We start from the raw sequence: 20,101 nt of genomic DNA, 5'->3' as shown, positions 1-20,101 counted from the left end.
GGCTGCGGTCATGATTCGTACGGCGACGGCCGCTGACGTTCCGGTGATCCACACGATGATCCGTGAACTGGCGGCATACGAGAAGGCCCTGGACGAGGCGCGGGCGACCGAGGCGCAGTTGCGGGAGGCGCTGTTCGGGGAGCGGCCCGCCGCGTACGCGCACATCGCGGAGACGGACGAGGGCGCGGTGGCGGGGTTCGCGCTCTGGTTCCTGAACTTCTCGACGTGGCGCGGGGTGCACGGCATCTATCTGGAGGACCTGTACGTCCGTCCGGAGCTGCGCGGCGGCGGGCACGGGAAGGCGCTGCTGACCGAGCTCGCGCGGATCTGCGTGGAGCGCGGGTACGAGCGGCTGGAGTGGTCGGTGCTGGACTGGAACGAGCCGTCGATCGCCTTCTACCGGGCGCTGGGGGCCCGGCCGCAGGACGGGTGGACGGTGTTCCGGCTGACGGACGGGGAGTTGGCGAAGCTGGGCGCGGCCGGCGCGTGAGGCGGGGCTCGTCGAACGTGATTGTCAGTGGGTGCCTTTACTCTCGGTGACGAGTGCGGATGACGCCGATTTCCCTGGGGGGACCCATGTCCGAGCCGACCGAGACGATCCAACAACCCGATCTGTTGATGGCGGAGATCGGCCGGGGCATGGAGCTGGGGCAGCGTGGTGAACGGGAAGCCGCCCGGGGGGTGTTCACCGGTGTCTGGGACCGGCTGGGCGCGGACGGCGACCCGTTCCACATATGCGCGCTGGCCCACTCCATGGCCGATGTCCAGGACGATCCGCGGGAGGAACTGGTCTGGGACCTGAGGGCGTTGGAGGCCGCGGACCTGGTCTCGGACGAGCGGGCGCGGCGTGCGGGGGTGACGAGCCCGGTCGCCGCGTTCTACCCGTCGCTGCATCTGAATCTGGGCGATGTGTACCGGCGGCTGGGTGAGGTGGATCTGGCCCGGGAGCATCTGGCGCGGGGGCTGGACGCGGTGGGGACGCTGGGGGACGACGGATACGGACAGCTGATCAAGGGGGGTCTCGACCGGCTGGCCGAGCGGCTGGCGGCGCCCGGCCCGGCGTCGGGCTGAGGTCCGGTCCGGGCTCGGCCGACCGCGTCCCGCCAGCCGACCGCGTCCCGCCACCCGACCGCGTGCCCGCGGTCTGATCGCTCCCCGGTTCCCGCCCGTCGCCGGCCCGTTCGTCCTCAGGCGCCGGACCGGTCGAGCGGCGGTTCCAGGACGACCTTGCCCATCGTCGCGCGCGTCTCCAGCGCGCGGTGAGCCGCGGCCGCGTCGGCGAGCGGGAAGCGCTGTACCGCGGGGCGGAGGCGGCCGGCCGCGGCCTCGGCCAGGGCGGCGGTCTCCAGTGCGCGTACGTCGCCGCCCGCCTTCTGGATCATCACCGGGCCGAGGACGCCCTCGGAGGTGATGCCCCGCGCCGCCTGCTCCTCCTCCGAGTAGCTCAGCGGCTCGCCGTCGTGCAGGCCCTCCCCGGACCACCCGAAGACGATGTGCTTGCCGCCCTTGCCGAGGAGGTCGACCGCGGCGCGCGCGGTGTCGCCGCCCACGGAGTCGAAGACGACGGTGGCGTGGCGTCCGGCGAGGTGCGCGCGGACCGTCTCGGGCCAGTCGGGCAGTGTGTAGTCGGCGGCGAGGTCGGCGCCGTTCTCGCCGACCCGCGCGACCTTGGCGGGGCCGCCGGCGAGGCCGATGACGGTGGCGCCCGCGTTCTTCGCGTACTGGACGAGGAGTGTGCCGATGCCTCCCGCGGCGGCGGGGACGATCGCGACGTCTTCCGGGCCGAGGCCGGTGAACTGGAGGATGCCCATGGTGGTGCGGCCGGTGCCGATCATGGCCACGGCCTCGGCGGCGTCGAGGTTGCCGGGGATCTCGTGGAGCCGGGCGGCGTCGGCGACGGCGAGTTCCGCGTAACCGCCGGGGACCATGCCCAGATGGGTGACCACCCGTTTGCCGAGCCAGCCCGGGTCCGTGCCCTCGCCGAGCCCGTCGACCGTGCCCGCCACCTCGCGGCCGGGGATGGTGGGCAGCTCGACAGGCGCGGCGTACGGCCCCCACATGCCCTCGCGCAGCGCGGTGTCGAGGAGGTGGACCCCGGCCGCGGCGATGGCGATCCGGACCTGGCCGGGGCCGGGGACAGGGTCGTCGGTCCGCTCGTGGCGAAGGTTCTCGGCGGGCCCGAAGGCGTGGAGGCGGATGGCGTGCATGGCTGGCTCCCTCGTGGTGCCGGTGCGCGTGTCCCGGTGCGGTGCTGTGTACGGAAGCCAGCCTCCGACCTCAAGCGGACTTGAGGTCAAGCGGAGTGGCGGAGCCGTACGGAGTCGACCCTGCGCATCGCGAGCGAGGCGGCCTCGATCGCGCTGTTGAACGACACCTCGGACAGCACGCCCGGCGCGGCGACCTGGTCGCCGACGAGAAACACACCGTCGCCCCGGTCGATGCGCGGCCGGTCGCGCCAGGTGGTGCCGGGCCGGTCGACCGCTCCCGTACGGCCCGCGGCGAGCGACTGGCGCCGCCACACGGCCCGTTCGCGCCAGTCGGGGAAGCCGAGGTCGAGCAGGGCCTCGGCGCGCGCGATGCCCACGGCCGAGGACTCGCCGGGACCGACCGGGAACTGCCCCTGGAGCAGTTGCTCACCGGCCGGTGCGAGTGAGGGGTCCGCGGCCGTGAAGCGCTCCAGCCAGCCGGGCGCGTCGAGATCGCAGATGACGAAAGGGTCGCCCTTGCGCGTGGTCAGCGCGAGGTCCAGCAGTGCGGTGCGCCCGCTGTCCCACCGCAGGCTGTCGTCACCGAGCAGGCGCCGGGCGGAGTCGAGCGACGTCGCGACGATCACCGGCCCGTCCTCGGGAAGGGTGTCGACGCGGGCGACGGTCTCGATGCGTACGCCCAGATTCCAGGCGCGCCCGAGCATCCGGTCGATGACCTGGCTCCAGCCGCCGACGGCGACGTGTGCCTCCGGCGGGATGGTGGCGGCGCGCCGGAGCCGCTCCTGGACGAAGGCGGCGGAGAGCGAGCCCGGGTCGTGGTGGAAGAGCGCGACGGCGGCGTAACGGGCGGCGGCCACGGCCGCGTCGTGGCCGTGGCGCTCGGTGGCCCAGGTGTGGAAGTCGAGGTCCACGGGCGCCCGTTCGGCTCTGCTGCGGCTCGCCTTGAGCAGCCCGAAGGGCGGCGCCTTGCGGAGGGCGCCGTCGCGGTGGAAGCGGAGACGGGCGCCTTCGAGGGCCGGTACGCGCGCCATCGGACCGAGGAGATCGCGCTGCCGGAGCCAGGCCCAGTGGGGGCCGCGATGGTAGAAGACGTGCGGGCCTTCGTTGGCGCGGTACGGTCCCTCGGAGGTGCGGGCCCGCCCGCCGAAGGTGTGGTGCGCCTCGAAGACGGTCACTCTGGCGCCCGACTCGGCCGCCGAGATGGCCGCGGTCAGTCCGGCGAAGCCGCCGCCGACGACGGTGATGTGGTCCATGGCTCGTGCCCTTCGCTCGTTCACGGTCTCCATGTGCAGAGCTCTCCCTGTAACTGACGGAACGGCGGGCGCGTTTGTGACAGCGCCGGGGCCGTGTTCGGGGGCGTTGTCAGTGGTGTGCGTCACGATGGGGCCATGGCTCGGAGGACAGCGGCAGGGAAGACGGGATCGACCAGGACGGGAACGGCCGGCGGGAGTGTGCTGTCGGCGCGGCGGCCGGAGGTCCGGCTGCCACCACTGGTGCCCTACGGAGGAGAGCTGGAGCCCGACGGGGAGTACGACGGGCAGGAGTTCGGCGGACTGGATCTGGCGGACCAGGAGGGCCCGGGGGCGCGGTTCATCGACTGCGCGCTGCGCGAATGCGGCCTCGACCGGACGGATCTGGGCCGGGCCCGCTTCATCGACTGCGTCCTGGAGAGCGTCCGGGGGGTGGGCACGGACCTCGGGGGAGCGTCGCTGCGCGATGTCGAGGTGGTGGACGCGCGGCTGGGCGGGGTGCAGTTGCACGGCTCGGTGTTCGAGCGGGTGCTGATCAGGGGCGGCAAGATCGACTATCTGAATCTGCGGAAGGCGAGGCTGAAGGACGTGGTGTTCGAGGGCTGTGTCCTGGCAGAACCGGACTTCGGGGGAGCGGAGTTGGAGCGCGTCGAGTTCCGTGACTGTGTCCTGAAGGACGCGGACCTCAGCGGCGTACGGATGAAGAACGTCGACCTGCGGACCGTCGCCGAGCTGGGCATCGCGCGCGGGTTCGACCGGCTGGCGGGCGCGGTGATCAGTACGTCGCAGCTGCTCGATCTGGCACCGGCGTTCGCGGCGCAGATCGGCGTACGGGTGGAGGACGCGCCGGGCGGCTGAGCGCGCCGGGCGGGAGCGGCGGGGGCGGTGCCGGGAGCCCACGGGCCCGCGCGGGATGCGGGTGTGGCCCCCGATCCGTACGGTGGAAGGAGGTGGGTGGTGGTGTGTGTGCGTGCCGACGGGGGCGCTGACCAGGCACGCAGCCATCCAGTCGCGTAGTCGCGGACGGCGGCCGCGCACCCGACGTGGAGCCGTTGATGACCACAGCACGGGACCTGTTGATCACCACTCTGGAGCTGTCGGCAAGCCGCCCTCCGGGGGAAGGCGATCTGTCGCTCGCGCTCGCGGGAGCCGAGCTGATCGACCTCCTGAACGCGGGAGCCGTGACGCTGGAGGACGACCGCATCGTGCCGGGCGGGGAACGGGTGGTCGGCGACCGTCTGTTGAACGAGGCGTCGTCCACGGTCATCCGGCAGGCACCGTACGAGACGGTCGAGGAGTGGCTGTGGCGCAGAGGCCGCGACCTGGCGGCCGTCCATCTCAGCGCTCTCAGGTCGGAGGGGCAGATCACCCAGCGACGCCGGTCACGTTGGATCCCCTTCGGGACCAGCCGCCTCGTGGTGACCGACACCCCCGCCCGCCGCGAGGCACTCGACCGCCGGACGTCGGACGATCCGGTCCTCGCCTCGCTCGCCACGGCCGTCGGGATCGGCGGCCGGCAGCTCGAAGACCTCCCCGATCCCCTCGCCGCGGCGGACGAGCCGGCGGCGGCTGTCCTGGCCGCCGTCCACAACGCGCTGAGGGACCTGGAAGCCGAGCGGCAGCGGCGCTCCATCGAGCAGGCGGCCTTCGACAACATCTGGCGAGGCGAATGACGGCGCTTCTCCGCCCGTCTGCGCCCGTCTCCGCCGGGGTGCGTGACGGCGCCTCCGCCGAGGCGAGTGACTCCACCTCGGCGGAGGGGGCGGAAGACCCCGACCGTGGGGGGTGGGTCGGGGTCTTCAATGTGCTCCGGGGGCTCAGCCATGTGGGGGGTGAACCTGGCGTCCGGTTCCTGGTGGCGTCCCGGCAGAAGTGCGTCTGCCCGGCTTCGTTGGTTGTACTCCTGCCAATCCGAAAACGTCCGACAGGGGCGCGAGGATCCGCCCATCTCGCTGCACATGAGGCGATGTCGGACCACGTCGTAGCAGGTCGGAATGGGAAAGGGCGGTCAGACGCGGGGGAAGCGGGCCTGGACGTCCCAGATCATCGGGTTGTCCATCAGCCCCTCGTGCATGTCGCCGAGATCGGCCAGCAGATCGTTGAGGAAGTCGCGCGCCTCGCGGCGCAGCAGCCGGTGGCCGAAGGTCAGCGGCGCCTCGTCGGCCGGCATCCAGTCGGCGGTCACGTCCACCCAGCCGAACCGCCGCTCGAAGAGCAGCCGGTCCGTCGACTCGGTGAAGTCCAGCTCGGCGTACTGCCTGTGGGCCGAGCGGCTGCCGCGCGGGTCGCGGTCCAGCTGCTCCACGATGTCGCACAGCGCCCACGCGAAGTCGAGCACCGGCACCCATCCCCAGCCGGTGGACACCTCGCGGTCGGCCTTGGTGTCGGCCAGATACACGTCCCCGCAGAAGAGATCGTGCCGCAGGGCGCGGACGTCGGCGTTGCGGTAGTCGGTCTGCGGAGGGTCGGGGAAGCGACGGGAGAGGGAGTAGCCGATGTCAAGCACGCGCCCGATGGTGTCACGGCGCCGCGCGGACGAGTTTCCGCCCGCCGGGGAGTGGGGCGGGTGCGGCCTACGATCACCGCGTGCACCAGGACCAGAGCCCGCGCCGGCCGCAGAGCCCAGCCGCGCGACGCCCGCCCCGTACCGCCTCGGCCCCTCTCGCCGCCGCCCTCCTGATCCTCGTCCCGGTCCTCGGCGGACTCACGGCCTGCGAGGGACAGAGCGAACCGGCCGCCCCGCCCGCTCCCGCCACTCCGGGCGCCGCCGGAGTCGGCGACCCGTACTTCCCCGGGCTCGGCAACGGCGGTTACGACGTCACCCACTACGGCCTGACTCTCGACTACACCCCCGCCACCGGCCGCCTCGACGCCACCACCCGGATCACCGCCCGTGCGAGACAACGGCTCAGCTCGTTCAATCTCGACCTCGCCGGTCTGACCGTCGGCCGGGTGACCGTCGACGGCGAGCCGGCCCGGGTCCGGCGCGCGGAGGCCGAGCTGACGCTGGTGCCGCACGCGGCCATCGGACGCGACGCCACCTTCCGTACGGTCGTCCGCTACTCCGGTGTCCCCCGAGTCATGCTCGACAGCGATCGGGTGCGGGAGGGCTGGCTCCGGGACGGGAAGCGTTCCGTCGCGCTGGGCCAGCCGAGGGGTTCGATGGCCTGGTTCCCCGGCAACCACCATCCGAGCGACAAGGCGGCGTACGACATCAAGGTCACCGTGCCCAAGGGCCAACAGGCCATCTCCAACGGTGAGTTGACAAGGGTGCGGACAGCCGGCGGCCGTACCGCCTTCAGCTGGCACTGCGCCGAACCGATGGCGAGCTATCTCGCGACGGTCGCCGTCGGCCCGTACCGGACCAAGACCTCCCGGACGCGGACGCCGGGCCCGGCCGGGATCCAGGTCCACACCGCCGTCGATCCGCAAGTGGCCGCTTCCGGCGACGGTCTGGTCAAGCGGATCCCGGCGGTCATGAAGTGGGGCGAGAGGACCTTCGGCCCGTATCCGTTCTCCGCCACGGGCGTGATCATCGGGCGGCCCGGCGACGCCGACTACAACCTGGAGACCCAGAACAGGCCCTTCCTGCCCGGCCCCAGCGGCGTCGAGATCCTCGTCCACGAGCTGGCCCACCAGTGGTTCGGCAACTCGGTGACCCCCAAGTCGTGGCGGGACATGTGGCTCAACGAGGGCTTCGCCGAGTACGCCGAGTGGCTCTGGGCCGAGGACATGAACGGCGTCCCGGCGAAGAGCAGCTTCGACCGGGCCTACGACGACCCGGAGAACTGGGGCTTCCCCCCGGCCAGACCGCCGAACGCCGCCCAGCTCCTGGGGCGGCCGGTCTACGGGCGCGGCGCGATGGTGCTGCATCAGCTCCGGCGGGCGGTCGGCGACGAGGAGTTCTTCGCGCTCCTGCGCGGCTGGGCGCGGGCGTACCGGCACGGCAACGCGTCCACCGCCGACTTCACCGCCTTCGCGCAGAAGCGGACGGACCGCGATCTGACGCCCCTCTGGGACACCTGGCTGTACGGCTCGGGGAAACCGCCGCGTCCGGCCGTCTGAGGCACCGCGCGTCGCCGCCGCACGGTCCCGCACCGACCGACGCGCACGGTCCCGCACCGCCGCGCCCGGGTCGGGCACCGGTCGGGCACGCCAAAGGCCCCCGGCCGCGGCCGGAGGCCCTTCGCACTCACTCGGCCGGCGGAGTCACCCGGTCAGGAACCGGGCTGTCGGCGACCGGGACGTCGGTCACTCAGAGGTTGACGCCGAAGTCCGTGGCGATGCCCGACAGGCCGGAGGCGTAACCCTGGCCGACCGCGCGGAACTTCCACTCGGCGCCGTTGCGGTACAGCTCACCGAAGACCATCGCGGTCTCGGTGGCGGCGTCCTCACTCAGGTCGTAGCGCGCGATCTCGGCGCCGCCGGCCTGGTTGACGATGCGGATGTACGCGTTGCGGACCTGGCCGAAGTTCTGGCTGCGGGTCTCCGCGTCGTAGATCGAGACGGGGAAGACGATCTTGTCGACGTCGGCGGGCAGACCCGCCAGGTTGACGTTGATCGCCTCGTCGTCGCCCGCGCCCTCGCCGGTGCGGTTGTCACCGGTGTGGACGATGGTCTGGTCCGGCGTCGACTTGTTGTTGAAGAAGACGAAGTGACTGTCGGAGACGACCTTTCCGGTGGCGTTGACCGCGATCGCCGAGGCGTCGAGGTCGAAGTCCGTACCGGTGGTGGAGCGGACGTCCCAGCCGAGGCCGACCGTGACGGCTGTCAGGCCCGGTGCCTCCTTGGTGAGCGAGACGTTGCCGCCCTTGGACAGGCTTACAGCCATGGGGATGGTCCCTTTCGTTGTCTACGAGCTCTGGTGCGGGCTTCGATCGGCTCCGAAGCTACCGTCACCCCGCATAACGCAGACAGAGGACTCAGAGGTTCCTTAACGCCTTTGATTTGTCTGTGCGGACACGGGACCATGGACACATGTCCGGTTCCCCGCACGTCATCCGCGGCTCCGTCTCCCTTCCGGAGGCCGAGCTCATGTGGCGTTTCTCGCGCTCCTCGGGACCGGGCGGGCAGCATGTCAACACCAGCGACTCGCAGGTGGAGCTGCGCTTCGACCTCGGCAAGACGGAGGCCCTGCCTCCGGTGTGGAAGGAGCGGGCGCTGGAGCGCCTCGGGAGCCGGCTCGTGGGCGGTGTGGTGACCGTACGGGCGTCCGAACACCGTTCACAGTGGCGCAATCGCGAGACGGCGCTGGTCCGGATGGCCTCGCTCCTGGCGGAGGCGACGGCGCCGCCGCCCCGTCCGCGCCGGGCCACGAAGATCCCGCGCGGCATCAACGAACGCAGGCTTCGGCAGAAGAAGCAGCGCGCGGAGACGAAGCGCGGGCGCAACGGCCGGGATTGGTCCTAGGAAACCCGCGGCGGCCGGAGCCGCGGGGCCCGCTCAGCTCTTCCCCAACTGCCGGTATTTTCCCCGGAAGTACGTCAGCGGGCCCGCGTCCCCGGTGCCGCCAGGCACCGACGCCGTCAGCACCCGGCCCACGACCAGCGTGTGGTCGCCCGTCACGATCCGCTGTTCCGTACGGCACTCCAGCACCGTCAGCGCGCCGTCGATCAGCGGCGCGCCACTGACCTCGCCACGCCGGTGGGACACGTCCTCGAAGAGCAGCCGGTCGCTGATCCGGCCCTTCATGGAGAAGCGGCCGGCGATCTGGACCTGGTTCTCGGAGAGCATCGACGCCGCCCACATCGGCTGCTCGTCCAGCAGGTCGTCCATCCGGGAGCCGGTCCGCAGGCTCACCACCACCAGAGGCGGGTCCAGGGACACCGACATGAAGGCGGTGGCCGTCATCCCCGCGTCCGCGCCGTTCGGGCCGTCGTCCGGGTCGTACGCGGTCACCAGCACCACCCCGGCGGCCAGCCGGGAGAGCGCGGCACGGAACTCGTCATTACTCACACCCTCAGGATGCGGGACGGCCTCGGCCTCAGGGGGGACGGCCTCGGGAGGGACGGCCTCGGTACGGGGGGCGGTTGTCTTCTGCAGCACGTCATCCACGCTAGCCCCGGCGGTGGCATACCCGCATCGGGCCACAGGACGAGCCAGGACCTAGGTCGTGCCCTCGGTCCAGGGACGGCCGGCGAGTGTCACGGCCCCCGCGGGCCACTGTGTGCGCCCTCGATGCGCCCCCCGGCGCGCCCCCGGCCCGCACCCCCACGCGCCCCCGTCGCGGACGCCGCCGTACGACTCCTACCATGACTCCCACCTCGATATTTGCGTTCACGAAAGCTCTGGAGCGCTCCCACGCCCCCACCCAACTCTCCCTCCCCTCGTGTGACTTGACTCACAGGGACCAGGAATTGTTGACCCTGTGTACCGAGTGCACAGCTCGCTGTGATTCAGTGGCCGGGATACCGCATCAAGCGAGCCGATGAGAATTCTGGAGTTGCTGTCGAGGTCTCGGGGAGAGCGAACGATGGAGACCGAGTCGGAGCCGTACGTCCGCCTTGCGACCCTGCGGCAGCTGCATGAAGTTGTCGGCGAGCTCAACACCGCGCGCAGCCTGGCCGACACCCTGCAGACGGTTGCCGACGGCATAGTCAAGGGTCTGGGCTACGAGCTGGCCTGCGTCAATCTCGTACAGCCCGACGGTGACCTGGTCGTCGCCGCCTTCTCCGGCAACGCGTCCGCCGAAGCGCTGATCACCGGCAGGGTCGGCGCGCGCGCCTCCTGGGAACGCCGGCTCAGCATGGGCGAGAGCTGGGGCGAGCTGCGGTACATCCCCCACACCGAGGGCTGGATCCTGCTGGAGGACGACGTCCCCCAGTGGTACACCGAGGGACCCGACCCGCGCTTCGAGGACGAGTGGCACCCCCAGGACCGCCTCTACGCCCCCATGTACGCCTCTGGGGGCGGACGCGAGCTGCTCGGGGTCATATCCGTCGACCGGCCGCGCGGCGGGCGCCGTCCGGGCCCCTGGGGGCGCGAAGCGCTCCAGATGTACGCCTCCCAGGCCGCCATTGCGATAGGCAACGCCCGCCTCAGAGCAAACATGCAGCGCGCGCTGGTCCGGCTGGAGCGCGAGCAGCAGGCGCTGCGTGCCAGCGAGGAGTCCTTCCGGCAGGCGTTCGAGTACGCGCCCAGCGGTATGGCCATCGCCGAGATGGGCGGGGACCAGCACGGCAGGCTGCTGCGGACGAACGACGCGCTGTGCCGGCTGCTGGGCCGCTCCGCCTCCGCGATCCGCCGCTACTCCTTCTCCGACCTCGTCCACCCCGAGGACATCGGCACCCTGCTCCGTACGTCAGCCGAGGGCGGCCGCGCCGAACTGCGGCTGGCGCGGCGGGACAACAGCTACGTGTGGGTGTCGCTGCGCAACTCCGTCGTCGCCGACACCACCGACGGCCCCCGCTTCCTCCTCACCCATGTCGAGGACATAGAGGAGCGCAAGCGCAACGAGCTCCAGCTGGCGCACCGCGCCTCGCACGACTCCCTGACCGGCCTGCCCAACAGTGCCGAGCTGCGCGCCCGTCTCAGTGCCCGTCTCTGCGAGCGGCCCAACGCGGTCGCGGTGCGGGAGACGGCGGTGCAGGCCGTGGACAAGGCGTTCGGCGGATACGAGGCCGAGTACGACCCCAACGCCGGGGCCGGCAACGGCGGCTACGACGAAGCCTCCTACGGAGGCGTCGTCCCCTACGGCTCCGGACAGGGGGCCTACAACGGGACCAGCGGCGCCTCCTACGCGCCCGTGCCCGCCGCCGGCTACGGCCCGCCTCCCGGCGGCGCGGGCTACGGCGGCGCGGTCGAGGGCTACGAAGGCTATGAGCCGTACGAGCCCTACGAGCCGTACGGCACGGAGCCCTCCGGCGAGCGCCCCTTCCACGGAGACGGCTACGACCCGTCCTCCGGAGTCGCGCCGCTCGACCACCACGTGCACACCGTCGCGCCGGGCGCCGACCCCGACGACGGGAGCAAGGGCCTCGCCGTCCTCTTCTGCGACCTGGACGGTTTCAAGTCGATCAATGACCGTTTCGGCCATAACACCGGCGACGCCGTCCTCATCGAAGTCGCCCGCAGGCTGAACACCGGCGTGCGGGACGGCGACACCGTCGCGCGCCTCGGCGGTGACGAATTCGTCGTCCTCGCCGACGGCCTCGGCGCGACCGACGCCGCTGACCTGGCGGTTCGGCTGCGGAACGCGATCATTCCGCCGATCAGGGTGGACGGCAGGGCGGTCCGGGTGGGCGCCAGCTTCGGTATCGGCTGGGCCAGTTGCGGCATGACGGTCGAGGAAGTGCTCCAATCCGCGGACCAGCGGATGTACATCGAGAAGCGCTCGCGGAGCAAGGTCCACCGCCGGGCGGGATAACGTCGTTGCTGTATCGGGGGCGCCGGGACCCGCCGTGTCCTATCTCTCTGTACGGCGGTTCACCGCTGTCCACCGATGTCCCCGGAAGTTCATCGTGGGAACGGGCAACCGCCCACTCCCGTCAAGGCCCGTCCGTATGCTTGCCCAATCGAGGTAGGCTCGGCCGGTCGGCGACGCTGGCGAGATGGTAAGGAGTGACCCAGGGATGACGGCCGGGAACAACGGCGCGAGTACGCCCGAGGACGACGATCCGTTCGGCTATCTGTACGAGGACGGACAGACGGCGGCGAACGGTGCGCAGGCCCGGCGCGGCGGCTACGGCTACCCCGGTCCCGCCTCCCAGCCCGGTGTGCCGAGAACGTCGTACAACCAGGTCAGGACCGTCGGCGAGCGCCAGTACGGCCAGGTCCCGCAGCAGGGCGCCTACGGACAGCAGCCTCAGTACGGAGGCCAGCAGCAGTACGGCCAGCAGCAGCCGAACGGCCAGGCCCCGTACGGTCAGCAGCCCTACGGCCAGTCCCCCGACGCGCACTACGCGGCGCCCGAGGCCGGCGGTGCCCAGACCCGTTCGGTTCCGTCCCAGCGCGGTCGCGGCAACGGCGGCGGACCCAACACGAAGGGTCTGCTCATCGGCGCGGTCGCCGTGGTGGCGGTCGTCGTGATCGGGATCACGGCCGCGCTGCTCACCAACGGTGACGACGACAGCAAGAACGCCGACGGCGGTCCGACGGACGCCCCGACCACCGGCGAGACGACGGCTCCCAGCGAGGACTCCGGCAAGCAGGAACCGGGCGACGACAAGCCGGTCGAGCTTCCGAAGCAGGACGCGGCGACGCTCAAGCTCGGTGCGCCGGCGGTGCTGGCGAAGGACATCCCCGGCGCGAAGGGCGCGGACGGCGCGTATGTGACGTTCAACGGACCTGGTGGGTCCGCGAGTTGGACGGTCGAGCTGCCCGAGGCCGGTCCGTACACGCTCTTCATCACGTACGGCGTGCCGGGCAAGGACGCCAAGACGTCGCTCACGATCAACGACGAGAAGCCGCGCTCGGTGAACATGTCCAATTTCGCCAAGGCGAAAGAGGGTGACTGGGAGAAGGGCTGGACCACCACCTACGCCTACGTCAACCTCGACAAGGGCAGCAACACGCTGAAGCTCTCCTGCGAGGTGGGCGACCAGTGCGAGGCCATCCTCGACCAGGTCTCGCTGGAGCAGGGCCAGACAAAGGGCTGAGCCCGCGCACGACGGCCGTGGGCGGCCCGGATCTCAGGGCTCCCCGGCTATCACCTTCAGGAACGCCGCCACCGTCCCGGTCATCGCCTCGCGAGCCGGGACGAGGTATTTCCGGGGGTCGACCAGCCTCGGGTCGGCCTCCAGGCACCCGCGGACCGCTCCGGTGAAGGCTGTGTTCAGCGCCGTACCGACGTTGATCTTGACCATGCCCGCGGCGACCGCCTGCCGGATCTCCGCGTCGGGGACGCCCGACGAGCCGTGCAGCACCAGCGGTACGGGCACGGCCCGGCGCAGCGCGCCGATCAGGTCGTGGTCCAGGGCCGCCGTGCGGTCGGTCATCGCGTGCGAGGAGCCGACCGCGACGGCGAGCGCGTCGACGCCCGTGTCGCGTACGTACGCCACGGCCTCGGCCGGGTCGGTGCGGACACCGGGCGCGTGGGCGCCCAGCGGGGGTTCGCCGTCCTTGCCACCGACCTTGCCCAGCTCCGCCTCGATCCAGATGCCGCGCGCGTGGCCCCAGGCGACCGCCTCCGCGGTGGCGGCGACGTTCGCCCCGTAGCTCAGTCTCGACGCGTCGAACATCACCGAGCTGAAGCCCTCGCCGTCGGCCGCGCGCAGCAGGGCGGCCGATTCGACGTGGTCGAGGTGGAGCGAGAGCGGGGCGTCCGAGGCGCGCGCGACGGCGGCGGTGGCGGCGGCGACGGCGGTCAGCCGGCCGCCGTGGAACTTCACCGCGTTCTCGGAGATCTGGAGGATCGCGGGGCGGCCCGCGCGTTCGGCGCCGGCGGCGATCGCCTCGGCGTGCTCCAGCGTGATGACGTTGAACGCGGCGATGCCGTACGGGTGTTGGTCTGCTCGGGTCGCGGAAGCCGCCGCGGCCGAGACGAGTTCACCGGTGCTGACGAGTGGCATGAGGCCCCTGTTCCGACTGCTCGGACTGTTCTGTCACATCGATCTGGCGCAGCAGGTCCGCGTACGCCTCCCGGTCGAACTCGCCCGCCGCCGGCGCCAGGACCGTCGCCGTGGCCAGCGCGACCGCCCTCGCGAGCCTCTCCGGCCACGGCAGCCGCTCCACCAGCCCCGACAGCAGCCCGGCCACCGCCGAGTCGCCCGCGCCCGTCGGGTTGCCGCGCACGGTTCTCGGCGGGGTCGCCCGCCACGCGCCGTCCGGTGTCGCGGCGAACAGCCCGGCGGCGCCGAGCGAGGCGATCACGGCGCGGCCGCCGCGCCTGCGCGCGTCACGGGTCGCGCGGACCGGCTCGCGCGAGCCGGTGAGCTGGGCGAGTTCGTCGGCGTTGGGCTTCACGAGGTCCGGGCGGGCGGCGATGCCCCGGCGCAGCGGTTCGCCGCTGGTGTCCAGCAGGACGGGCAGGCCGGCGGCTCGCGCGGCGCGTACCAGCTCCGCGTACGCGCCGACGTGGATGCCGGGCGGCAGGCTGCCGCACAGGGCGACGGCGTCCGCGCGGGCGACGAGACCTTCGTAGGAGGTGAGGAAAGTGGCCCATTCGGCGGACGTGACGGTCGGGCCGGGTTCGTTCAGCTGTGTCGTGTCGCCGGTCGCCTCGTCCACGACGGCGACGGTGCGGCGCGTGGTGCCCTCGATGGCCACGAGCGCGTCGGACGGGCCGTCGGCGGCGAGCAGTTCGCGCACCGCGTCCCCGGTCCGGCCGCCGGCGAAGCCGGTCACGACGGTCTCGTGGCCGAGCGCCGACAGCACGCGGGCGACGTTGACGCCCTTGCCGCCGGGCCGCTCGGAGACCTCGGCGACGCGGTTGGTGGTGTGCGGGGTCAGTGCGGCGGTCCGGTAGGTGATGTCGAGGGCGGTGTTGAGCGTGACGGTGAGGATCATGCGCCGTGCCCTCCCTCGGGGATACGTCGGGGAGCGGGCCCGCCTGCCCGCTCCGTTCCGGACCTGATCATGCCAAACGCGAAGCGTCAGGTGGAGGGGTCGTCCCCGAACGCCCGTGCGGCTCCCGATGGGATGTACGACTTGCGGGCCGCGCGAGCCTTCCTCAGTGCCCGCCGGCCGGACGGAGTTTGCCGGACACGACCTAGCCCACTTGGGGCTTGACCACCCATTCGCCCTGGCGCAGCACCCCGGCGACCGCGAAGTCCGCGTCCAGGATCACCAGGTCGGCGTCCTTCCCCGGTTCCAGCGAGCCCACCCGGTCGTACACGCCCAGCAGCTTCGCCGGGTTGGCGGAGATCGCCCGCACGATGTCGGCGACCGGCAGCCGGTCGATCGTGACGGCGCGTCTGAACGCCGTGTCCAGGGTGAGCGTGGAGCCCGCGATCGACCCGCCCACGGCGAGCCGCGCGACGCCGTCCTTGACCTCGACCTCCAGCGGGCCGAGTTGGTAGACCCCGTCGCCGAAACCGGCCGCGTCCATCGCGTCCGTGATGAAGGCGACCCGGTCCGCGCCCGCGCGGTGGAACGCCAGCTCCAGCGCCGCCGGATGCAGATGCGTGCCGTCGTTGATCAGCTCGACGGTGACCCGTTCGTCCTCCATCAGCGCGGCGATCGGTCCCGGCGCGCGGTGGCCGAGCGGGGGCATCGCGTTGAACAGGTGCGTCGCGACCGTCGCTCCCGCGTCGATGGCCTCGACGGTCTGCTCGTACGTCGCGTCCGTGTGCCCGATCGCCGCGATCACGCCGTGCTCGGCCAGCAGCCGTACGGAGTCGATGCCGCCCGGCAGTTCGGTGGCGAGGGTCACCATCCTCGCCGTGCCACGGGCCGCGTCGAGGAGCTTGCGCACCTCGGCCGGGTCCGGGTCGCGCAGCAGCTCCTCGCTGTGCGCGCCCTTGCGGCACGGCGAGATGAACGGGCCCTCGAAGTGGATGCCGGCCAGGTCGCCCTGCTCGACCAGCTCGGAGAGGAACCCGGCGCGCTGGGCGAGGAAGTCCATCTCGCCGGTGACGGTGGAGGCGACGAGCGTGGTGGTGCCGTGCTCCTGGTGCGTACGGACGCCCTTGAGGACGGCGTCCGCGTCGCCCGACGTGAAGGACGCGCCGCCGCCGCCGTGGTTGTGCATGTCGACGAAGCCGGGCACCACCCAGTGGCCGGTCAGATCGAGCGCCCCGGCGTCTCCTCCCACGGAGGCCGCCCCGGTCGCGGAGGCCGTCGGCCCCGCCTCGGTGATCCGTCCGCCTTCGACTCTCACCCGTCCGTTCTCCACGACCCCGGTCGGCAGCACCACCCGGGCGCCGGCGAGAACAGTGCTTTCGGCGCGTGCGGCCATCAGGCGGATACCTCCGTCGAGAGAAGATCCCAGGCGAGCAGGCCCGCGCCCAGGCATCCGGCGGTGTCCCCGAGGGCCGCCGGGACGATCTCGGGCAGCTTCTGGAACGTGACCCGCTCCTCGACCGCGGCCCTCAGGGGTGTGAACAACGTTTCCCCGGCCTCGGCGAGACCGCCACCGATGATCAGCCTTCGGGGGTCGAGCAGGGTGAGCGCGGTGACCAGTCCGGCGGCGAGCGCGTCGACCGCGTCCGCCCAGACCGCCGCGGCCCTCGGGTCGCCCGAGGCCACGGCCTTGGCGCAGTCGGCCGCGTCCGCCTCGGGATCGCCGCTGGCCGCCGCCCACGCGCGGGTCACGGCCGCGGCCGAGGCGAGCGCCTCCATGCAGCCGGTCTGTCCGCAGCCGCACACGGGCCCGTCGGGCCGGACGACGACATGCCCGATCTCACCCGCGTAGCCGTGCGCGCCGGCCTCGATGGCGCCGTCGATGCCGATGGCGCCCGCGATGCCGGTGCCGAGCGGTACGAAGAAGAACCGGTCCGAGCCCTTGCCCGCGCCGATCCGCCCCTCGGCGAGCCCGCCGGTGCGTACGTCGTGCCCGAGGGCGACCGGTACGCCGCCGAGGCGCGCGCCGAGCAGATCCCGCAGCGGTACGTCACGCCAGCCGAGGTTCGCCGCGTACAGCGCCATCCCGCGCTCGGCGTCGACGATCCCCGGTACCGCGACCCCGGCGGCGACCGCGCTCTCGCCGAAGTGCGCGATGCCGTGGGCGCGCAGATCCGCCGCGAAGTCGAGGATGGTCTCGACGATCGCGTCGGGGCCGCGCTCCCTGCCGGTGGCCCGGCGCGCCTCGTACAGCAGCGCGCCGTCCGCCCCGACCAGGGCGGCCTTCATACCGGTGCCGCCCACATCCAGGGCGATGACGTGTCTCACAAGCGCATTCTCGCGCGAAAACCCAAGAAAGGTCTAGTCCACTGTGCGGGATTGTTGCCAGCCCATACAAAGCCTTCGCCAAACCCCCCTGGCAGAGAAGTTGCCGAAGCGATATGGGACTGGAGTAGACCTCCGACAGCGCATCGTGGAAAATCGCAGCTCGTCAACGCAGGACGTCGCGGGGGACTGACTGGGACTCAAACGCCGTACAGACGGCCGAGAAAAACAAGGGTGGGAAAAGAGCTGTGCAGCGCTTCCTTAGGGCTTCCGCGGCGATAGCCGCACTGGGCATGACGATGGCGCTGAGCGGCTGCGGCAGCTCCAGCGGATCGGGTGACGTCACCCTGAAAGTCGTCGCGGCGGATTACGGCAGCAGTCCCGCCAACAGCTCGGAGAAGTACTGGAACAGTCTGGCCAAGGAGTTCGAGTCCAAGAACCCGGGCATCAAGGTCGACGTCGACGTCCGTTCCTGGAAGACCGTGGACGCCGATGTGGCGAAGATGGTCAGGGAGGGCAAGGCCCCCGACATCGCGCAGATCGGCGCCTACGCGGACTACGTGAAGCAGGAAGAGCTGTACAGCGCGGACGAGCTGCTCTCCATACCCACCCAGGCGAACTTCCTCTCCCGCTTCGCCGACGCCGGAAAGGTCGAACAGACCCAGTACGGACTGCCGTTCGTGGCCAGCACCCGGCTGCTCTTCTACAACAAGGGCCTCTTCGCGCAGGCCGGTCTGTCGGCGCCGCAGAACTGGAACGACATCAAGTCGGACGCCGAGGCGCTCAAGGAGAAGGGCGTACCGACCCCGTTCGCCCTCCCGCTCGGCGCGGAGGAGGCGCAGGCCGAGACCATGATGTGGATGCTCAGCGGTGGCGGCGGCTACACGGACACGGTCGACGACGCGTACGCCGTCGATTCCGACGTGAACATCAGCACCTTCGAATGGCTCCAGACGGAGCTGGTCGGCAAGGGCCTCACCGGTCCCGTGGCCCCCGGCGAACTGGACCGCGCCGACGCCTTCAAGGCGTTCACCAGCGGCAAGGTCGGCATGCTCAACGGGCATCCGACGATGATGCAGGAGGCCGAGAAAGCGGGCGTCGAGGTCGGGATGGTGCCGCTGCCCGGCGTCAACGGCAAGTCCAAGGCGACGATGGGTGTCGCCGACTGGATCATGGCCTTCAAGCAGGCCGGGCACCGCGAAGAGAGCGGTAAATTCCTCGACTTCACCTTCGAGGACAAGAACGTGATGGACTTCGTCGGGCAGTACGACCTCCTGCCGGTCACCTACAGCGCGTCCGAGACGATGGTGGCGGACGACGAGCACAAGGACCTGCGGAAGTTCCTGGAGGCGCTGCCCACCGCGGAGCTGTACCCGTTCGGCAAGACGTCGTGGGCGGGTGTCAGCGAGGACATCAAGAAGAACATCGGCAAGGCGGTGCAGCCCGGCGCGGTGCCCTCCGAGATCCTGGCGAGAATCGGCCGGGACGCGACCACGGCGGAGAACGCCGAGTAGCGTGTCAGCCCTATGACCGCACCCACCCCTGAGTCCGGGCCCGAGCCCGCGTCGGAACCCGGGCCCGAGCCCGAGACCACGTCGGAACCCGGGCCCGGGCCCGCGTCGCACGAGGGGCGTGGTCCCGCCGGACGGTCGGAACTGACCGAGCGGGACCGCGCCGTCCTCGCCGTGGAGACTTGCTCCTGGCCGGGCCCGGGCGCCAAGGAACGCGTCATCCGGGAGGAGCTCGGTATCTCGCCGACCCGGTACTACCAGCTGCTCGGCGTGCTGATCGACGATCCGCTGGCCCTGGCCCACGACCCGGTGACCGTCAACCGTCTGCGCCGGATCCGGGACGCCCGCCGCGCCCGCCGCTGAGCGGCGTCCTTCGCCGCCCCCCCCGCGGCCTCACGCGGATAGGGTCGGACCATGGGCAGCCACTCGAACCCCCTGCCGACCCCCGTCACCTCCGCCGGCGCCGAAGGCCTGGCCGCGCTTCTCGCCCGGCCCGGGAAGGCCGTCGTCGCGCTCGACTTCGACGGCACACTCGCCGACATCGTCCCCGACCCCGAGAGCGCCCGCGCCCATCCCGGCGCGGTCCCCGCGCTCGCCGCGCTGGCCCCGCACGTCGCCTCCGTCGCCGTGATCACCGGCCGCCCGGCCGATGTCGCCGTGCGGTACGGCGGCTTCGCCGGCGTACCCGGCCTGGAACACCTCGTGGTGCTCGGCCATTACGGCGCCGAGCGCTGGGACGCGGTCAGCGGCACCGTGACCGCCCCGCCCCCGCACCCCGGGGTCGCCGCGGCCCGTGACGAACTCCCGCGACTGCTCGAACGGTTCGAGTCCTGGAGCGGTACGTGGATCGAGGAGAAGGGCCGGGCGGTCGCCGTCCACACCCGCCGCGCCGCCGACCCCCAGGGGGCCTTCGACGCCCTGCGCGGGCCCCTCGCGGACCTCGCGGCCCGGCACGGCCTGGTGCTCGAACCGGGCCGCATGGTCCTGGAGTTGCGCCCGCCGGGCATGGACAAGGGCGTGGCCCTGACGGAGTACGTCCGCGAGACCGGCGCCGAGACGGTCGTGTACGGCGGCGACGACCTGGGCGACCTCCCGGCCTTCGCGGCGGTCGACGCCCTCCGTGCGAAGGGCCGTTCGGGCCTGCTCCTGTGCAGCGGTACGGGGGAGGTCCCCGAACTCGCCGAGAGGGCCGACCTGGTGCTGCCGGGCCCGGAGGCGCTGACCGGCTTCCTCGCGTCGGTGGCGGCCCGCCTCTGAGGGCCGCGGCCGTCGACCGGTCGCCGGACCGGGCCCGGTCGACGGCCCGAAACGCGGAAGACACCGGGCGGACGCCTCGCGCATCATGGTCGTTCGGTGTGAGCGGGGGGCG

20 protein-coding genes are annotated in these 20,101 nt (G+C 71.8%); 11 read left to right on the top strand and 9 right to left on the bottom strand.

Annotated features, from left to right (window positions below; translation table 11 throughout):
* Positions 1-10: 10 nt before the first annotated feature.
* The gene (locus tag IEY79_RS26290) at positions 11-490 is read left to right on the top strand and encodes a GNAT family N-acetyltransferase (protein WP_189110078.1); all 480 of its coding nucleotides are present in this window, start codon (positions 11-13) and stop codon (positions 488-490) included.
* 86 nt (positions 491-576) lie between these two features.
* Positions 577-1,071, top strand: coding sequence for a hypothetical protein (locus IEY79_RS26285; RefSeq protein WP_229701126.1), 495 nt, complete (start codon positions 577-579; stop codon positions 1,069-1,071).
* A 116-nt stretch (positions 1,072-1,187) separates the two neighbouring features.
* Here the strand turns inward: IEY79_RS26285 and IEY79_RS26280 are convergent, their stop codons facing one another.
* Positions 1,188-2,207 (bottom strand): zinc-binding dehydrogenase, encoded by a 1,020-nt coding sequence (locus IEY79_RS26280; protein ID WP_189110077.1) that lies wholly within the window; start codon positions 2,205-2,207, stop codon positions 1,188-1,190.
* 86 nt (positions 2,208-2,293) lie between these two features.
* Positions 2,294-3,460: an NAD(P)-binding protein gene (locus IEY79_RS26275; protein WP_189110103.1), complete on the bottom strand. Its 1,167-nt coding sequence runs from the start codon at positions 3,458-3,460 to the stop codon at positions 2,294-2,296.
* Between the two features lie 135 nt (positions 3,461-3,595).
* Here IEY79_RS26275 and IEY79_RS26270 point away from each other — a divergent pair, with 135 nt between their 5' ends.
* Positions 3,596-4,315: a pentapeptide repeat-containing protein gene (locus tag IEY79_RS26270; protein ID WP_189110076.1), complete on the top strand. Its 720-nt coding sequence runs from the start codon at positions 3,596-3,598 to the stop codon at positions 4,313-4,315.
* 197 nt (positions 4,316-4,512) lie between these two features.
* On the top strand, positions 4,513-5,130 hold the full coding sequence (locus IEY79_RS26265) for a GOLPH3/VPS74 family protein (RefSeq protein ID WP_189110075.1): 618 nt from the start codon (positions 4,513-4,515) through the stop codon (positions 5,128-5,130).
* Positions 5,131-5,465: 335 nt separating this feature from the next.
* On the opposite strand, the gene IEY79_RS26260 is transcribed toward IEY79_RS26265, so the two are convergent.
* Positions 5,466-5,963 carry a hypothetical protein gene (locus IEY79_RS26260; RefSeq protein WP_189110074.1) on the bottom strand — a complete coding sequence of 166 codons (498 nt, stop codon included), beginning with the start codon at positions 5,961-5,963 and terminating at the stop codon, positions 5,466-5,468.
* A gap of 80 nt (positions 5,964-6,043) precedes the next feature.
* Between IEY79_RS26260 and IEY79_RS26255 the strand changes: the two genes are divergently transcribed.
* Positions 6,044-7,522: a M1 family metallopeptidase gene (locus tag IEY79_RS26255; RefSeq protein ID WP_189110073.1), complete on the top strand. Its 1,479-nt coding sequence runs from the start codon at positions 6,044-6,046 to the stop codon at positions 7,520-7,522.
* A 190-nt stretch (positions 7,523-7,712) separates the two neighbouring features.
* Here the strand turns inward: IEY79_RS26255 and IEY79_RS26250 are convergent, their stop codons facing one another.
* Positions 7,713-8,288, bottom strand: coding sequence for a TerD family protein (locus IEY79_RS26250; protein WP_189110072.1), 576 nt, complete (start codon positions 8,286-8,288; stop codon positions 7,713-7,715).
* Between the two features lie 146 nt (positions 8,289-8,434).
* On the opposite strand from IEY79_RS26250, the gene arfB reads away from it, so the two are divergent.
* Complete coding sequence (gene arfB / locus IEY79_RS26245; RefSeq protein WP_189110071.1) at positions 8,435-8,866, top strand: alternative ribosome rescue aminoacyl-tRNA hydrolase ArfB; 432 nt, start codon at positions 8,435-8,437, stop codon at positions 8,864-8,866.
* 33 nt (positions 8,867-8,899) lie between these two features.
* Here arfB and IEY79_RS26240 read toward each other — a convergent pair whose 3' ends face one another.
* Positions 8,900-9,502, bottom strand: coding sequence for a flavin reductase family protein (locus tag IEY79_RS26240; RefSeq protein WP_373292629.1), 603 nt, complete (start codon positions 9,500-9,502; stop codon positions 8,900-8,902).
* Between the two features lie 427 nt (positions 9,503-9,929).
* On the opposite strand from IEY79_RS26240, the gene cdgB reads away from it, so the two are divergent.
* Both cdgB and IEY79_RS26230 read left to right on the top strand, forming a co-directional pair.
* Positions 9,930-11,822, top strand: coding sequence for a diguanylate cyclase CdgB (gene cdgB / locus IEY79_RS26235; protein ID WP_189110070.1), 1,893 nt, complete (start codon positions 9,930-9,932; stop codon positions 11,820-11,822).
* A gap of 205 nt (positions 11,823-12,027) precedes the next feature.
* On the top strand, positions 12,028-13,053 hold the full coding sequence (locus IEY79_RS26230; RefSeq protein ID WP_189110069.1) for a carbohydrate-binding protein: 1,026 nt from the start codon (positions 12,028-12,030) through the stop codon (positions 13,051-13,053).
* Between the two features lie 33 nt (positions 13,054-13,086).
* On the opposite strand, the gene IEY79_RS26225 is transcribed toward IEY79_RS26230, so the two are convergent.
* From IEY79_RS26225 to IEY79_RS26210, 4 genes are all read right to left on the bottom strand, one after another.
* Positions 13,087-13,965 carry a class II fructose-bisphosphate aldolase gene (locus tag IEY79_RS26225; RefSeq protein ID WP_189110068.1) on the bottom strand — a complete coding sequence of 293 codons (879 nt, stop codon included), beginning with the start codon at positions 13,963-13,965 and terminating at the stop codon, positions 13,087-13,089.
* Positions 13,943-14,902 (bottom strand): 1-phosphofructokinase family hexose kinase, encoded by a 960-nt coding sequence (locus tag IEY79_RS26220; RefSeq protein WP_189110067.1) that lies wholly within the window; start codon positions 14,900-14,902, stop codon positions 13,943-13,945. Before IEY79_RS26220 ends, IEY79_RS26225 begins: the two co-directional genes overlap by 23 nt.
* Positions 14,903-15,104: 202 nt before the next feature.
* Positions 15,105-16,292 carry an N-acetylglucosamine-6-phosphate deacetylase gene (gene nagA / locus IEY79_RS26215; protein WP_189110066.1) on the bottom strand — a complete coding sequence of 396 codons (1,188 nt, stop codon included), beginning with the start codon at positions 16,290-16,292 and terminating at the stop codon, positions 15,105-15,107.
* The gene (locus IEY79_RS26210) at positions 16,292-17,224 is read right to left on the bottom strand and encodes an ROK family protein (protein ID WP_189110065.1); all 933 of its coding nucleotides are present in this window, start codon (positions 17,222-17,224) and stop codon (positions 16,292-16,294) included. The genes nagA and IEY79_RS26210 overlap by 1 nt, the downstream gene beginning before the upstream one ends.
* Before the next feature lie 290 nt (positions 17,225-17,514).
* Here IEY79_RS26210 and IEY79_RS26205 point away from each other — a divergent pair, with 290 nt between their 5' ends.
* The 3 genes from IEY79_RS26205 to otsB are packed head-to-tail and all read left to right on the top strand — an operon-like array spanning position 17,515 to position 19,989.
* Entirely contained in the window at positions 17,515-18,735 is a 1,221-nt protein-coding gene (locus IEY79_RS26205; RefSeq protein ID WP_189110101.1) for an extracellular solute-binding protein, read from the top strand.
* A 12-nt stretch (positions 18,736-18,747) separates the two neighbouring features.
* Positions 18,748-19,095 (top strand): DUF3263 domain-containing protein, encoded by a 348-nt coding sequence (locus tag IEY79_RS38450; protein WP_189110064.1) that lies wholly within the window; start codon positions 18,748-18,750, stop codon positions 19,093-19,095.
* A 51-nt stretch (positions 19,096-19,146) separates the two neighbouring features.
* On the top strand, positions 19,147-19,989 hold the full coding sequence (gene otsB / locus IEY79_RS26195) for a trehalose-phosphatase (protein WP_189110063.1): 843 nt from the start codon (positions 19,147-19,149) through the stop codon (positions 19,987-19,989).
* Positions 19,990-20,101: the final 112 nt, after the last annotated feature.

The organism is Streptomyces camponoticapitis (assembly GCF_014646115.1).
Classification (GTDB): domain Bacteria; phylum Actinomycetota; class Actinomycetes; order Streptomycetales; family Streptomycetaceae; genus Streptomyces; species Streptomyces camponoticapitis.
The sequence above is the reverse complement of the archived record's forward strand: the minus strand, read 5'-3'. Positions and strand labels throughout refer to the sequence as shown.